Origin of the sequence: Halobacteriovorax sp. CON-3 (genome assembly GCF_043196995.1) — a bacterium.
GTDB lineage: Bacteria > Bdellovibrionota > Bacteriovoracia > Bacteriovoracales > Bacteriovoracaceae > Halobacteriovorax_A.
The window spans coordinates 262,009-277,278 of the sequence record NZ_JBEBNA010000001.1 but is presented as its reverse complement, the minus strand read 5'-3'; the positions used below and the strand labels follow the sequence as shown (position 1 = coordinate 277,278).

The following is a 15,270-nucleotide window of genomic DNA, read 5'->3' as shown; positions in this document are numbered from 1 at the left end:
AATCTATAGCTCATAGAAAGTTGAATTTTCATCTGCAAGCTTATTCATAAGCGCACATGGAGTGAAGCGATCCTTACTTACACTCTCTGAAAACTTAAGCATCTCATCTCTAAGGCGAGCGATACCTTGAGTATCTGCATATCTTAGAAGCCCCCCTCTAAATGGAGGAAAACCGATTCCAAAAATAAGCCCTAGATCGACATCTTTTGCTTTTGCAACAATCTTATCTTCAAGAGTTGTCGCCGCTTCATTAATCATTGGCAGAAAGATTCTCATTTGAATCTCTGTTTCACTCATTTTCTTAGATGCTTTTGGAAGCATATTCCATGCTTCTTGGTTAGGGCCAGTTGGCTTACCTTTTTCATCATATAGGTAGAACCCTTTAGCATTTTTCTTACCAAAGAATTCCTTTTCAAGCATTTGCTTTCCAATAGCATTTGAGGCCTGGCGCTCACCTAGACCATCATAGATAATTTTCGATACCTTATCCCCAACGTCAATTCCAACTTCATCAAGAAGTCTAAATGGGCCCATTGGCATACCAAAGTTAAGACAAGCATCATCGATATCTTTAATTGAAACACCTTCTTCAAGTAAGAATCCAGCTTCATTCATATATGGCATAAGAATTCTATTAACAAGGAATCCTGGGCCATCGTTAACAACGACTGGAGTTTTCTTAACTTTAACAACCCAATCATATAGAGACTCGATCGTTTCATCAGAAACACCATCGTGTTTGATGATTTCTACAAGAGGCATCATGTGAACAGGGTTAAAGAAGTGAAGACCTGCAAATCTTGAATTGTCTTCAAGTGCACTTGCCATCTCTTGAATTGAAAGAGACGAAGTATTTGAAGTTAGAATCGTATCTTTGCGAACCTTAGTTTCAGTTTCTGCAAAGACCTTCTTTTTAATATCCATATTTTCAACAACGGCCTCGATCACAAGATCAGAGTGTTCAAATCCACGATAATCTGTTTGAGCACTAATTGATCTCATCTTGCGCTCAAAATCATCTTTAGACATACGCTTTCTTTTAACAGCACCAGCAAAGTTACTTGACGCCTGCTTAAGTCCTAGCTCAAGTCCAACTTGATTAAGATCTTTCATGATTGGAAACATGTCATTCTTGGCCATAAGCCAAGCGATTCCACCACCCATCGTACCTGCACCAAGACAAGCTCCACGGCGTAGTTTTCTTCCAACACCTTTTGCATCATCCATCTTCTTAGAACCTTCCATTAGGAAGAAGATATGACGGAGATTCTTCGATTGTTCACCAATACATAACTCTCCAAAAGCTTGTGCTTCAGAAGTTAAATAAGATGTACGACCTTTCATAACTCCAGCTTCCATCACATCAAGAATCTTAAGAGGTGCTTGATAGAAACCTTTAGTTTTCTTTAAAACAGACTCACGTGCTTTTTGAAAAATAATTTTCTTAGTGAATACGTTATCAGTTGCAGCGTCTTGCATTTTATCCATCATGCTACGCTTATCAACTTTCTTTTTGAAATGCTTTGGCGCTAGATCAACAAGGCGCTCTTTAGCATAAATCTCATCAGCTAAACCTGCTCTCTTAGCTTTCTTAGCATTAAGTGTTTTACCAGATAGAATCATATCTAGAGCTGTTGGAAGTCCTACCGCTTTTGGCAGACGAAATGTCCCACCAAAGCCAGGAATTAAACCAAGCTTAACTTCAGGAAGTCCAAGACCAGTTGCCTTGTCATCACTTACGATTCTTGATTTACATGAAAGGGCAAACTCAAGTCCACCACCAAGACAAACTCCGTGGATACATGCAACAGTTGGCATTTTTAAATCTTCAATACGGTTAAAGATTGTCTGCCCAGCTTCTGCACCCGCTTGTCCATCGGCCGCCGTATGCATCGTATCGAATAACTTAATATCTGCACCGGCCATGAAACATCTATCTTTATGTGAAAAGAAGATTGCTCCATCCAGCTCTTTTTCTTTTGTATGTAGATCTTCAACAATATCTTGAAGTTCTTTAAGTGTTTCTTCATCGAAAACAGTCATCGAAGCTTCGTTATTATAACCAAAGCCGATATATGCTTTCTTATCCTTGATTTCAAAACTGATTCTCTTATATGTCATTGCGATATCCTATATTTTCTAAATTAATTACTTTTGTAAGTTCTCGATAATCATGGCACCACCTTGACCACCACCGATACAAAGTGAAGCAACACCAAATCCTGCTTTTCTCTTCTTAAGTTCATGAGCAAGAGTTACGATTAAGCGTGAACCAGTTGAACCAACAGGGTGTCCAAGTGCAATGGCACCACCATTAACGTTAAGTTTCTCAGCTGGAATTTCACCCCATAATTTATCAATACCAAAGAAGTCAGCAACTTTCTTATCAGTAAATGCCTTCTTAACAGCAATAATTTGTGCAGCAAAGGCCTCGTTAATTTCAATGAGATCCATTTGATCAAGTGTCATATTTGATCTTCTAAATACACCATCCATTGCATGAAGTGGACCCATTCCCATACGCTCTGGCTCAAGTCCATGGAAGTGATAATCAACAACACGTGCTAGTGGCTCTAAGTTATATTTCTTAACGGCTTCTTCTGAACAGAAAAGAATTGCCGAACCACCATCAGTGATTGGACAACTATTACCAACAGTAACTGTTCCTGACTTACGATCAAAGTAAGGCTTCATTTTCGCCAGACCTTCAACTGAAGACTCTTTACGTGGCCCATGATCATTCATAAGCAACTTATCTAATTTTGAACCATAGATTAGAGGAACAATCTCATCAGCAAAACGACCTTCTTCAATGGCCTTAATTGCTTTATGGTGAGATTCATTTGCATAGATATCTTGTTGCTCACGAGTGATACCAAGTTCACGGGCAAGAAGCTCTGCTGTTTGTCCCATATTTAGGCCACAGAAAGGATCTGTTAAACCTTGTTCAATTGCAATAATTGGAGAAAGGTATGCAGGTTTAAAAGTCGAAAGAACTTTTAATTTATCACCAGTTGTCTTTGCTTTCATAAGTGAAGCAAAAAGCTCAGTCATTTGCTTTCCATAAATCAGAGGCATATTTGACATTGATTCAACACCACCAGCAATCACAACATCACTACGTCCACTAGCAACTTTAATGAAAGCTTGTGAAGCTGCCTCAAGTCCAGAAGCACAGTTTCTATGTACTGAATAACCAGAAGTCTTCTTATGCAGGCCGGCCTCTAATGCAATCACTCGCCCAACGTTTGGATACTTTGCAGGAGTTCCTGTGTTTCCAAAAATGACCTCATCAACTTCATCGTCACCGATAGAAGTTCCATCCATAATATGGCGAACAAGGTAAGCACCTAAGTAAGGAGCTTGAATATCTTTAATAATAGTTCCGGCTTTTGCATGAGGAGTTCTCACTGCCTCGACAATGTAGACTGGTTTCATTGATGATTCCTTTCTTCAAATTATTTTACTTGCTTAATATTGTAAGGATAATCAGTGGCAATGAAAAGTAAAAAGGCCCCTGAGCGGAGCCTTTTTATGAGAACATGGGTTTTTTAAACAATTGTTTAGAATAAGTATGAAAGACCAACACCTAAAGTAAATGTGTCAGCATTTTCAATATTCTTTGCTTGGTCAACAAGGGCCTTCTGATTGTTTGAACCATTGTATTGGGCCTCTTCTCCAAGTCTAAAAACATTCTTTTCGTATGATAGGCCAACTTGTGCGCTAAATTCTTTAGCAAAATTAACTTCTGCTCCAAGAGATGCACTACCTGATACATACTTAAGTGACTGCTTAGTCTCGTTAAAAGTATCAACTGGGTTTTGGATTTCAAATGATCCAAAGTGAATTCCAGTTCCAAGACTTAAGTATGGTTTAATCTTAGCTGAACGTGAGAAATAAAATTTACCATATCCACCAAAGTTAAACTCGTTATATGAAATCTCATCATTTTGTGAATACGAGCTTCCATTATTATAACCGTAGTAACCATAACCATAATTATTATAATTGCTAAGTTCATTACCTTGAATCGTAAGATTCATAAATCCTGCGCTAATTCCAATTGAAACTCGCTCAGACATTACAGTTTCAACAGAAGCTTGGAAGTTAATTCCTGCTGTCCATTCCTTCTGCTCACCAGTAATACTCTTATATCCTGTCTCAACAGTTAACTTATTACTAAGTTCTGGCATAACAGGTTCTGCAATAACTGGGGCCACTGCTTGTACTCTAGCAGGTGCGGCCTGCTGATTATTAATTTCATCCATTGCTTTAAGCTGTCCCTCTAGGGCCTTTTGAATCTTGTTTGCAATACGCTTTTCTTCTTGTAGACGCATATCTTCAACATTTTTTCTCATCATCTGCTCGTGCTTTTCTTCTAATTGGCGACGTAGCTTCTGAATCTTGTCAGCTTGAGATGGTTTCTTTTTCTTTTTGTAGAACCCGTCGATATTAATTTCGTCAGTATGAACAACTTGATCTGTTTCACTTAGTAATGGATCGTCTTGTTGTCCATATGAGGCAGCACCAGATAATAGAAGTGCAGCTAATACGGCCGAGTTAATCATTGTTGTTTTCATGATGTTCTCCCTGTCTCTTTTTAAAATAAATAGAGTTCAGTTTCTTATAACACATTGCGGGATATTTCTGTTCAAAAGCGAACGCTGATGAAATAATTTCATGAAAATGAAAAAAACCTATTAATATCGGATAGTTAAGAGTGTCTAGCGCAGACGGAAGGTACGAAATTTATTAGCATCAACCTCATTTGTCCCATCAATACCTATGGTTTTAAGGAAACAAAGGGGATTTATGCTCCCCTGCTGACACGCTTCGGGGTCGGCCTTAAAGCGTGCATCAAGAGTTTTAAAGACTGCAAATAAGATAGAGATCACTGCTACTAGAAGTAACATATACTCAACAGCGGTTTGGCCGCGTTGGGAAAGTAGAATGGATTTCTTATCACTGTAATTCGTCATCATATATATGTTTTAAAGTCGCGGGCCTCTAATAAAGTCTGTGTAATTCCTAAATTATTCTTCTTCAGAGGTCCTTGGTAGTAGACCCCTTTTACAGAATCATATTTTCCACTGTCGGCCATTCTAAACTTAAGGTTAATTCTTGAGTTCGAATTAATCACACTATGATTACGAAGCATACAAGTTTCATTTGTTAGTCGACCTTTAATGAGAGTGTCATTTTCATCAATGATATCGTTGGCCAGTAGAAATTCATGCAACTCCTGCTCACAGAAATCATATTTAAGGCAGTCATCAAATTGTTTAAAGATTTTTATTTGGCAAGTTTCGTCTTTTAAAATCTCTTTTCTAATGAGAGCGATATCTCCACCAAAAGAGTTTTCACTAAAATGATAATAGTCTGCACTAATGAGATTATCACTTAGTTTGTAATCTAATTTTACACAGCGATAAAGGTCAGTGATATTGTGAGAAATATTTAACTTGTCTAAGTTTGAACTAAAGATAGCAATTTTCTGCGGGGCCACAACTCCAGTAAATGAAGAGAGCTGGACTGCCCACGGCCTTTTACTTGCAAAACTAAACTCTTCAGCAATATCTTCAAAGCTATTACCACCAAGACTTTCAATCGTTTTCGTGGCCTGCTCTTCTTTATTTTCTTGCCATTGAAAACGGTAGCGTGGCGACAACATGAGAATAAAAAAGTAGATACTTTCAAGGTCAGAAAAAGTCTGTTCTAGTGTCTTTGTATAGACACAACGAAAGCAGCTCGTAAATTTCTCAAGCTCTTTATTCTCTCTAAGGTGCTTTTTAAAAAGAGCATAAATATCATAGATATAATTTGGAAGATCTGAGCGCAGAGTGCTTACGGTCACCTGATGAAATGTCTTATAACGACACAGAGACTCTCCAAGGCGCTTAATTGAAGAAGTAAAGTCTTGATCGAATTTTTCCTGATCAACGTCTTCGATTCTTAGGCGATTAATAAATTCATTATAAAGCTCAGGGAAATGACGACAAACTTGTGAGAAGTTTAAAAACGGGCTTAAGCTAGCACATAACGTTTGCTTGCCATTATATTTTAAATAAAATGGTGAATGAACAAATGAATCCTCATCAAATATATTCGTTTCTAACTCTAGGTCTTCTGCCCATGCCTTAATAAAGGCAAGATCTAGTGGCCCAAAGAATTTGAAATAAGGGTCACTTGCCTTAATTCTCTTATCTTTTAAATAAATAGCACCAAAGCCACTTTTTAAAATTTGAGTGGCCGTTAAGAAACTGGCAATATTATTTCCAATAACAAGGGTATTAATTTTTTTATTCATATGTAGATATCTTAATTTGTTAATAATGCAATTAGCTTACGCTTTGCCATTTCGCTTTCTTCAATCATATCAGAAATCAACTCATTGGCCATCTTATTGCCACTTGAAGTCTGCATGATCTCATAACCATCTTTCATTTCATTAATGGCCCCAACTTCGACACCTGATTTAACAATCGTGTCATACTCAGTGGAGCGCTTAACATTTGGCCCACAAAATATCTGGGCCCCAGCGACAAAGGGCTCAAGAACTGAATGGATTCCTTTACCATGTCCACCTCCCACAAAGACTTTTGAGAAGTATGGGTAAATCTCACAAAGAATGCCTCTTAGGGTACAGATAATGAGTCCAGGAGAGGCCTTGAAATGATCTAAGAATTCATCAAGCTTACCACCATCAATCGTCTCCTTAGTTAACATGTGAATAGGTAGTTCAGGGCAATGAGTTTTAACAAGTTTAGCAAGATGTTCAACGTTATCTTCCTTTAAAACATGTGGGGCCATAAAGACAAAGAGTTCACCGGCCATCATTTGCTGGCAAAAGCGAGTGTCTTCAAAGAAGTCCATCTCATTAGGCCAGGTCTGGGCCAAGCAAATTCTTTTGTCATAATCGTATAAAGATAAAACCTTATTTAACTCATCATATAAAGAGTGCTTTCTAAAGAAGTGTTGGCGAGCATTGATTTGTAGCATCCTAAGCTCGATCGGGCGCACTAGCCTATCCTCATCAATATCCTTTTTAATGACCTCATAATCCTCTGTTGTCGCACAAATGATTTTTGAAAACATCGAGTAAATATAGCCTTTGACTCTCGGTAAACGAATCTGTTCAAAAGGAGCTTCTTTCATGCGAGAGCTTTTAACTGTTGCAGAAAATAAAATAAACTCTTTCATTTTAGAGCCTAAGTAAAGAAGCTCTGGAAAGAAGTCATAGCGAACCATCATCATCTTATTAGCACTAGACCATGCGATAATATTTTGGCGAGAAAGAAGTGGAAAATAGATCATTAAAGGCAAGCGTAGGTAGCGAATATTTTCACGATTGGCTTGATAGTAGTCCACTACCTTATGTTCAACACTTGGTGAAGTAAAGATTAGCTCAATATTTTTTCCTAAAGAAATTAACTCGTCACTTAAGGGCCTAATCTGCTCAAACTCTCCTTCACTAGAGAAGTGAAAGACACAGTGGGCCTTTTTGCCAAATCTCATAAAGGGCCTACAACCTTCATCACGATAATTTCGTCTTTCAAATGAAATTCGATCGTAAAAAGGCCCTACTTTAAGGAGATAAAGCACAATAAAGACAGGATACAGTGCAACTCTTACAATTGCTTGAATAAGAAAAATCAATAACATAGGTATATTATAATGAGGTTTTTCCTAATATTGAAGCCAAAATAAGGTCCATTTGACACCAAATTAGGTAAATCAACATATTTTTCTGACATGTTCTTACAAACTGAAATATTAAATCCCTAAATTACAATCATTTGTTGCAATTCAATAAAAAAAATTCGATTATCTTTAGTCTATAAAAGAAAGAGGGAGAAAAAATGGGAATTTTAAAGGGAGCATTTATTGCATTCGTGGCAATGAGTACGATGGCCGCAACGTCATCGACTTCAGTATCAGTGCCATCTTCAAGCTCAACAGCTTCAACAACTGCATCATCTACTGACGCAGCAACAACTTCAGAAGCATCGACAGGAACTTCTTGGTACCAGAAATTAAAGGACTCACCTTTTAATATGCAATACCTTGTTGAAGGTTCAAATAACTTTAAAAAATCAATCAATGGTTACAGTTTCTATAACTACTTATACCTTGGTTACAATATCGATAAAACTTTTGCTGTAAAACTAGTTCCTTACTGGAAGACTGACTTCACAAAAGCACAAGAAAACAAAGACGGAAGCCGTACAATTCACCAACAATACGGTGCAACTCAAGCTCGTCTCTATGTTAAGAATATCCTAACTGACGAAAAGCACGGATATGACCTTTATGCACAAACAAGATTTTACTGGTATCCGAAGGCCACTCAGGAAAGTTCAGGATACGATGCAAAAGCTCGTCTATACCTAATTGGTGGAAAGAAAATTACTGATAACTTCAAAATTGGAACATACGCTTTCTACGAAAGCTATATCAGAAATACAGGAACTTCAGGTTTCGTAGAAAATTACTACGCAGCAGTTGCTCCTACTTATTACATCAATGACAAGTGGTATACAGCACTAACAATCGACTACTACAGAACAAAGAGAAAGACAGGAAATAGAGAGAGTGAAACTCTTTCTGTTTCACCAGAAGTTGGATACTCGTTCCCAATCTGTTCACTTTCAGCATCACTAGCTCTTGAGCCAGTAGATTTTAGAGGTGAAGATCCAGACTTCGTTGATGGAACTCTAAAGAATGCCTCTTTAGTTGTCTCAGCATTCTTCCCAGTTTTTTAATTTAATACTCCATTTTAAATACTTACAAAGCCGACCTTATGAGTCGGCTTTGTTTTTTTAAGTCTTTATTAAACTACAGGCAAAAATTTCCGATAAACCACATAGAAAGTGATTAATCTAATCAGGGTTTGAGGAATTATGGCCACAAGTACAAAGAAAAAGATTACTGAATACCTACTGACAAAAGAACAGATTTCAGGGGGTCTCTACGAACCTAATGAAGTCTACTTTATCAAAGATGGTGACAAGGAACTTGGACCGTTTTGGCAAGAAGATCTAAAAGAGTTTATCGAAGACTACTCTCTCTTTAATCAATCTGTATTTGTTAAGAGTATGCTTGAAGAACAGTGGAGTATGATTACTGCACACCCACTCTTTCAAAGAAGAAAACCTGAAATTATCAAAGAATTCCAAATTGATGAGGATGACCAATTTTTCATCCTAAAGAATAATAAAAAAGATGGTCCATATAAGAGCAGTGAAATCATGGCAATGCTCGACTCACTTGAGCTATTATACACAGACTTCATTTCTGTTGATCAAGGGCAAAGTTGGGGAACGATTCATGAATTTGAAGTCTTTGATCGAAGAAGTCGCTCAAATGAAAGCTTACCTGACTCACCTCAAGGTCATATTTTCAAAAATTCAATTCTTGATGCAGACAAGGCCATGGCCCTAGCAAAGAAAGACTCTGATGATCGTGAATTTATTTACGATCTAGCCTATATTGGAAATCAAAAACTAAATCCAAATAAGGCATCGATAGATGACTTTGAACAAAAAGAAAAATCTGATCCTGCGACAATGATGCGTCTAGGAACATTTGCGGCAAGCTTTGTGCTAGTAGTTGCAGTCTTCTTTGTCTTTAGCAAATTATCTGGAACACCAGATACGCCTGTGGCAAAGGCCAAGAAAACAACAAGAGTTCAAACAAAGCGCACACCTGCTGCACAGGCGCAGAAGAAGGCACCAACGAGAACAACAAGAACCGTTACTAAAAAAAGAGAAGTACCTAATGCATTCAAAAAGAAATCAAGACCTAAGCGTCAGATTTCAAAAGGTAATGATCCAATTGGAAAAGCAGACTTTCTGGCCGACAGAAAGATGAAAGATGCCGTGATGGACCCGGCCGATCTTCCACCAGAAGTTATCTTTGACGATGCAAACGAAGCGTTGGAACTAGACCCAGTACGCGAGAGAATCTCAAAAGAAACATTTGATCCTCAAGAGCAGGAATTGAATAATTACGATGAGCTTGATGCGGCACGAGAAATCGTAGATGAATACCTTGATCGCTCACCTGCAGCGGGGTCAATGCCAGACGATGTCGACGGCCAATATGACGACTTTACGCCAGAAGATGCAGTAGAAGGTGAACAATTCTAATAGGTTGCCTCCATAAAAATTAAAAGAATATGTAGTCAATAATTGATTATTTATGTTACTTTTAACCTATGGAACACACTAAAGATATCTCACAACTAACTAATGTTTTTCGCCAAGCGGCCTTCCCTGGATCATTCTTTTTCAGCTTTGAAGGTATTGAAGGCTCAGGAAAATCAACTCAAATAGTAAAAATTAAAGACTACCTAGAGGATAAAGGCTTTAACGTTATCGTTATCCGTGAACCAGGTGGGACAGCATTTGGAGAAAAATTAAGACAAGCTATCTTAACTTCAAATACTGAGCTACACCCGGCCGCCGAAGCTCATCTCTTTGCTAGTGCTCGTGCTCAAAATCTACACGCACTTATTCTAAAAGAGTTAGAAACACCTAATACAGTTGTTATTTGTGACCGTTTTCTTGATAGCTCTATCGCCTACCAAGGTGTTGCCCGAAAACTTGGACCGGAGTATATCTTAAATATCCACTCAAGCTTTCCTTTAAATATTGTTCCTCATAAGACTTTCTACTTAAGAATTGACTTAGAGAAGTCACTTGAGAGACAACGCTTAAGAAATATGCCTAAAGATTATTTTGAATCACGTGACAATAGCTTCCATCAAGATCTTATCGAAGGTTATGACTATTGTGCTCAGATCTTCCCAAAACGAATTGCAACGATTGACGGAAGCGCACAACTTGAAGTCGTGACTCAAAAACTAATCGAAGAAATTGAAACGATTATAAATGGATAATAAAGATATTGCATTTAATGCACTATTTGCGCGCTACAAAGAAAGCAAGCTAGCCCACTTCTACACTCTCCAAACTGGAGGACACAGTGAAGTTTCTAAAAAAGACACTCTACTTGAGAAATGGGCAAATGACTTCATCATCAATATTCTAGCTTATGAAAATGGCTGGGAAATTGATCATGCAAAAGAAGTCCTAGAGCGTGGGCATGAAGATATTCTCTTTGTTTCCACTGACCAAAAAACCTATAAAGTAACAGATGACAGTATCGAAGAATTCTTTAACTTCATCCGCTTTAGGCCATCTAAGCTCAAGTACTCATTCTCAATTTTTAAGCAATCGCAAAAGATTACCCAAATCTTGGCCAATAAGCTTCTAAAGACACTCGAAGAGCCACCAGAGGGCCATATTTTTATCTTCATTAAGTCTAATGATGAGAAAACTCTGCCAACAATAGATTCTCGAACAATCAAAATCAATATTCTTGGTAAGACAGACTCACAAAACGAAGTAACGCAGGAGCTAAGCTTTAGAGACTATGTCGCTAAAAACTGTGAAGATGAACAATTAGTCGAGATCCTAACTAAAATCGAGCGCAATAATTTACAATTAGATGAATTAAGAGAGCTAATTAAAGAAGGCCCTACGCGTGAGGCCAATATTCACCACCTTATTGCATCACATATCAATCAAAGCAGTAAATATAGCATTGAAGACGCTCAAATTTGCCTTCAGGCCACCAAAGACTCAACTTTCGAGATACCATTTAATGGCTCATCTAAATCACGCCTAGCACGCCTGCTTCAACTTGTGATTTAATGCAATTTGGCTAGACATAAGCTACCAATAATACGACAATTGAAGCTACTCAAAAAAAATTGATGGGACAAAATGACGAACCAAGATCAGCAAGATATATCTGAATCACGTGACAATGATAAGTCAGGTGATAAGAAGAAAGTTAATAAATTCAATAAGCACGATGACAAGCTAGCAAAAGAGCAAGAAGGTAAATTCGAAGAAGGTCAAACTCTGACAATGGTAAGAGTTCGCTTTCCAGGAAATGCAAAAAGCCAGCCTTTCTTACTAGGTAAGAGAAAATTCACATATGGCCAAAAAGTTATCGCCATGAGTGACCGTGGTATGACAGTTGGTTATATCAACTCTTTCCCATATGAAGTCACATTTGATAAGTCGATGCTTCCAATTCGCTCAATCTCTAAAGTGGCAACACAGGAAGATATCGACGAACAAAAAAGCTATATGAAAAAAGAGAATGAAGCAGAGATTGTCTGTCTTCGTCTCATCGAAAAATATAATCTTAATATGAATCTTACTCACGTTGAGTTTATTCAATTTGGTAAGAAGGCCGTTTTCTATTTTACAGCACCAGAGCGTGTGGACTTTAGAAACCTTGTCAAGGACCTCGTAGCAGAAATCAAAATGAGAATTGAGCTACGCCAAATCTCAGTACGAGATCGTGCCGCAGCACTTGGTGCAACAGGGGCCTGTGGCCTTCAAACTTGTTGCTCATACTTCCTAACAAATTACGGAAACGTTTCAATTAAGATGGCAAAGAATCAAAACCTTGCCCTTATTCCTTCAAAGATCAACGGTGTCTGCGGACAAGTAAAATGTTGTATCAAGTATGAAGATGATGTTTATACAAATAAAAGAGAATTCCTTCCAGGTGAAGGCTCATATATTAGAACGAAGAATGGTGATATTGGTAAGGTTTTAAAACTACATATTCTACTAGAGCAATTTGAAATGCTTACAGATAGAGGCTATATTCGCCGCTATTATAAGAACCAATTCGAGAAGAGACGTTGTCGTCCACCTAAGGACTGGAGCTTCCCTACTGAATTTAAGTCCATCACAAAAGAAACTTCAACAATCATTGGTATAGAGGAATTAGAAGAAGAGCTACGCCTAAGAAAGCAGGCCTTCCTTCAAAGCCTAAATGATGGTAGTGATCAAGATGAAGATGAGGATGCGCACGAGTTATTTGATGATGAAGACAGCAGCAACGATGACGATGAGGAAATTGAAAAGATCCCATTAGATTCGACAGAAGATGAGTCAGATAATATTCCTAAGCAAAAAGTAGAAAAGAAGCGTCATAATAATAGTCGTCCTAGAAGACGTCCAACGAATAGACGTAATGACAAAAAGCCTGGCCAACAAGACGCTAAACCAGACACAAAGCAGGAAGGCAAGCAAGACGGAAGTCAAGAAAGGAATCAAGACAGGCCTCAAAATAAGAACCGCAACAGAAATAGGAACCGCAACAAACCAAAGAGCGGAAACTACCGAAAGCCTTCAGGTGATGCCAAAGGAAAACCTGAGTCTTCAGGAAATAAAACTAATCAATAATTCTTTTTAAAGAAGTATAACAGCGATGGTGAGGGAATTGATTTTCCCTCACTATTTCTAGCTGAGAAATCCCCTTTAAATATTTGATATTCAACATCTCATCTCTCGCGTCGACGATCACGCGTGCCCTACACTTTGCTATATCAATATCCTCATTTAAGTTAAGTATTTCACGGTAAACACCTAGTTCAACATATGAACGTGCACGCGACTTTAAAGGAGCAAGCGAAAGAATCGGCAAATGATTTAAAATACCCCTAGCAGATACCTTCACAAACTTGGCCATTATATTAGGAGGATAGAAGGCCGGGGCCATATAGATAAGCTTATTATCTCTTATCTCTAACTCTTCATTTTGAATGGCCCATTCAATTAAGAGTGCAGCAAGAGAGTGGGCAACAACGATACTTCTTGAGTTGTTTTTAAAAATCTTTCTTATTTTCTCTTGATCCTGAGTAAGATTTGGGCGCATTTTCTTATTAAAAGAAAGAGAAAGAAATTTAACATTTGAGTTTGAAAAGATGAAAGATGCCGGGGCCTGATTAAGCCCCGGTATAAAGATAATCGGATCGCGATTATTAGAAGTCACAATTTCCAGGTGTTCTTGGGAATGCAATAACGTCACGGATATTGCTCATACCAGTGATATACATAATTGCTCTTTCAAAACCAAGACCAAAACCAGAGTGAGGTGCTGAACCAAATTTACGAAGTTCTAGATACCACCAGTACCCTTCTTTCTCCATTCCCATTTCGTCCATGCGCTTAATTAGTTTATCAAGGTCTTCTTCACGTTGAGACCCACCAATTAGCTCACCAATACCAGGAACAAGAACATCCATGGCACGTACTGTTTTCCCATCATCATTTTGCTTCATATAGAAGGCCTTACAATTTTTTGGGTAATCAGTTACGATAACAGGTGACTTAAAGTGTACATCTGTTAAATATTTTTCGTGCTCAGTTTGTAGCTCTTCTCCCCAATTAGTTGGGAATTCAAATTTCTGTCCACAAGCTGAAAGAATATCAATTGCTTCAGTGTAAGTGATTTTCTTAAACTCACTATCACGCACGGCCGCGAGAGTATCAAAGTGAGATGCATCAACATCTGTAAAAGGCATCTTATATAAGAACTCTAATTCTTTTTTACAATGAGTGAAAGCATAGTCGATCATATACTTAATATAGTCGGCCGCAAGCTCTGCTACATCTTCAAGATCAGCAAAAGCAACCTCTGGCTCAATCATCCAAAATTCAGCAAGGTGACGTTTTGTATTTGAGTTCTCAGATCTAAAAGTTGGTCCAAATGTATAAACTTTACCAAGCCCAAGAGCATGACACTCACCTTCAAGTTGGCCAGTTACACAAAGAGAAACATCTTTCCCAAAGTAATCTTTAGAAAAATCAACTTCACCTTTATCTGTCTTAGCAGGGTTTTGCTTATCTAGAGTTGAAACATTAAACATTTCCCCAGCACCTTCACCATCAACAGCTGTGATAATTGGTGAATTCAGGTAGAAGAAGCCTTTTTCATTAAAGAAATTATGTGTTGCCATGGCAAGAGCGTGGCGCACACGAAATACTGCTCCAAATAGATTTGTTCTTACTCTAAGGTGAGCAATATCTCTTAAGTGCTCTAGAGATGTTCCCTTCTTTTGTAGAGGGTATGACTCATCAACAGCACCAATAATATCACCTGTTACGGCCTGCATTTCGATTGTCTGTCCCTTACCTTGTGATTCAACAACTTTCCCTGTGATAGAAACACAAGTACCTGTTAGCATCGTTGATAGGGCCTCGTAATTTTCAATACCAGCATCAGCAACAATTTGTAGAAGATCTTGCGAAGATCCATCATTTAAAACAATAAATGAAAACTTCTTAGACTTACGAACAGAGCGAACCCATCCTTTAACAACAACTTCTGTCCCGATGTAATCACTTGCACGATCAAATAATTCTTTTAATTCAATACGCTTTAATTGTGTCATTTAAA

The 15,270-nt window shown here is 38.0% G+C and carries 13 protein-coding genes; 5 read left to right on the top strand and 8 right to left on the bottom strand.

Features of this window, described 5'->3' with window-relative positions:
* Window positions 1-3: 3 nt before the first annotated feature.
* From ABMA72_RS01280 to ABMA72_RS01255, 6 genes are all read right to left on the bottom strand, one after another.
* Window positions 4-2,121 (bottom strand): 3-hydroxyacyl-CoA dehydrogenase NAD-binding domain-containing protein, encoded by a 2,118-nt coding sequence (locus ABMA72_RS01280; protein WP_393055576.1) that lies wholly within the window; start codon window positions 2,119-2,121, stop codon window positions 4-6.
* Between the two features lie 27 nt (window positions 2,122-2,148).
* The gene (locus tag ABMA72_RS01275) at window positions 2,149-3,438 is read right to left on the bottom strand and encodes a thiolase family protein (RefSeq protein WP_392860613.1); all 1,290 of its coding nucleotides are present in this window, start codon (window positions 3,436-3,438) and stop codon (window positions 2,149-2,151) included.
* Between the two features lie 125 nt (window positions 3,439-3,563).
* Entirely contained in the window at window positions 3,564-4,580 is a 1,017-nt protein-coding gene (locus ABMA72_RS01270; RefSeq protein WP_393055573.1) for a hypothetical protein, read from the bottom strand.
* A gap of 144 nt (window positions 4,581-4,724) precedes the next feature.
* Window positions 4,725-4,982, bottom strand: a complete 258-nt coding sequence (locus ABMA72_RS01265) for a hypothetical protein (protein ID WP_392860610.1) — start codon at window positions 4,980-4,982, stop codon at window positions 4,725-4,727.
* The gene (locus ABMA72_RS01260; protein ID WP_393055570.1) at window positions 4,979-6,307 is read right to left on the bottom strand and encodes a hypothetical protein; all 1,329 of its coding nucleotides are present in this window, start codon (window positions 6,305-6,307) and stop codon (window positions 4,979-4,981) included. The genes ABMA72_RS01265 and ABMA72_RS01260 overlap by 4 nt, the downstream gene beginning before the upstream one ends.
* An 11-nt stretch (window positions 6,308-6,318) precedes the next feature.
* Window positions 6,319-7,662 (bottom strand): hypothetical protein, encoded by a 1,344-nt coding sequence (locus tag ABMA72_RS01255; RefSeq protein ID WP_393055567.1) that lies wholly within the window; start codon window positions 7,660-7,662, stop codon window positions 6,319-6,321.
* Between the two features lie 197 nt (window positions 7,663-7,859).
* On the opposite strand from ABMA72_RS01255, the gene ABMA72_RS01250 reads away from it, so the two are divergent.
* The 5 genes from ABMA72_RS01250 (at window position 7,860) to ABMA72_RS01230 (ending at window position 13,274) form a co-directional block, all read left to right on the top strand.
* The gene (locus ABMA72_RS01250; protein WP_392860606.1) at window positions 7,860-8,762 is read left to right on the top strand and encodes a hypothetical protein; all 903 of its coding nucleotides are present in this window, start codon (window positions 7,860-7,862) and stop codon (window positions 8,760-8,762) included.
* 138 nt (window positions 8,763-8,900) lie between these two features.
* On the top strand, window positions 8,901-10,148 hold the full coding sequence (locus ABMA72_RS01245; RefSeq protein WP_392860604.1) for a hypothetical protein: 1,248 nt from the start codon (window positions 8,901-8,903) through the stop codon (window positions 10,146-10,148).
* Window positions 10,149-10,216: 68 nt separating this feature from the next.
* The gene (gene tmk, locus ABMA72_RS01240) at window positions 10,217-10,900 is read left to right on the top strand and encodes a dTMP kinase (RefSeq protein ID WP_393055564.1); all 684 of its coding nucleotides are present in this window, start codon (window positions 10,217-10,219) and stop codon (window positions 10,898-10,900) included.
* Window positions 10,893-11,717: a hypothetical protein gene (locus tag ABMA72_RS01235; RefSeq protein WP_393055561.1), complete on the top strand. Its 825-nt coding sequence runs from the start codon at window positions 10,893-10,895 to the stop codon at window positions 11,715-11,717. Before tmk ends, ABMA72_RS01235 begins: the two co-directional genes overlap by 8 nt.
* A 72-nt stretch (window positions 11,718-11,789) precedes the next feature.
* Window positions 11,790-13,274 (top strand): stage 0 sporulation family protein, encoded by a 1,485-nt coding sequence (locus ABMA72_RS01230; RefSeq protein WP_392860600.1) that lies wholly within the window; start codon window positions 11,790-11,792, stop codon window positions 13,272-13,274.
* On the opposite strand, the gene ABMA72_RS01225 is transcribed toward ABMA72_RS01230, so the two are convergent.
* Window positions 13,264-13,863, bottom strand: a complete 600-nt coding sequence (locus tag ABMA72_RS01225) for a hypothetical protein (protein ID WP_393055558.1) — start codon at window positions 13,861-13,863, stop codon at window positions 13,264-13,266. The two genes, ABMA72_RS01230 and ABMA72_RS01225, sit on opposite strands and share 11 nt — an antisense overlap.
* Window positions 13,853-15,265, bottom strand: coding sequence for an asparagine--tRNA ligase (gene asnS / locus ABMA72_RS01220; RefSeq protein ID WP_392860597.1), 1,413 nt, complete (start codon window positions 15,263-15,265; stop codon window positions 13,853-13,855). Before asnS ends, ABMA72_RS01225 begins: the two co-directional genes overlap by 11 nt.
* Between the last annotated feature and the right edge of the window lie 5 nt (window positions 15,266-15,270).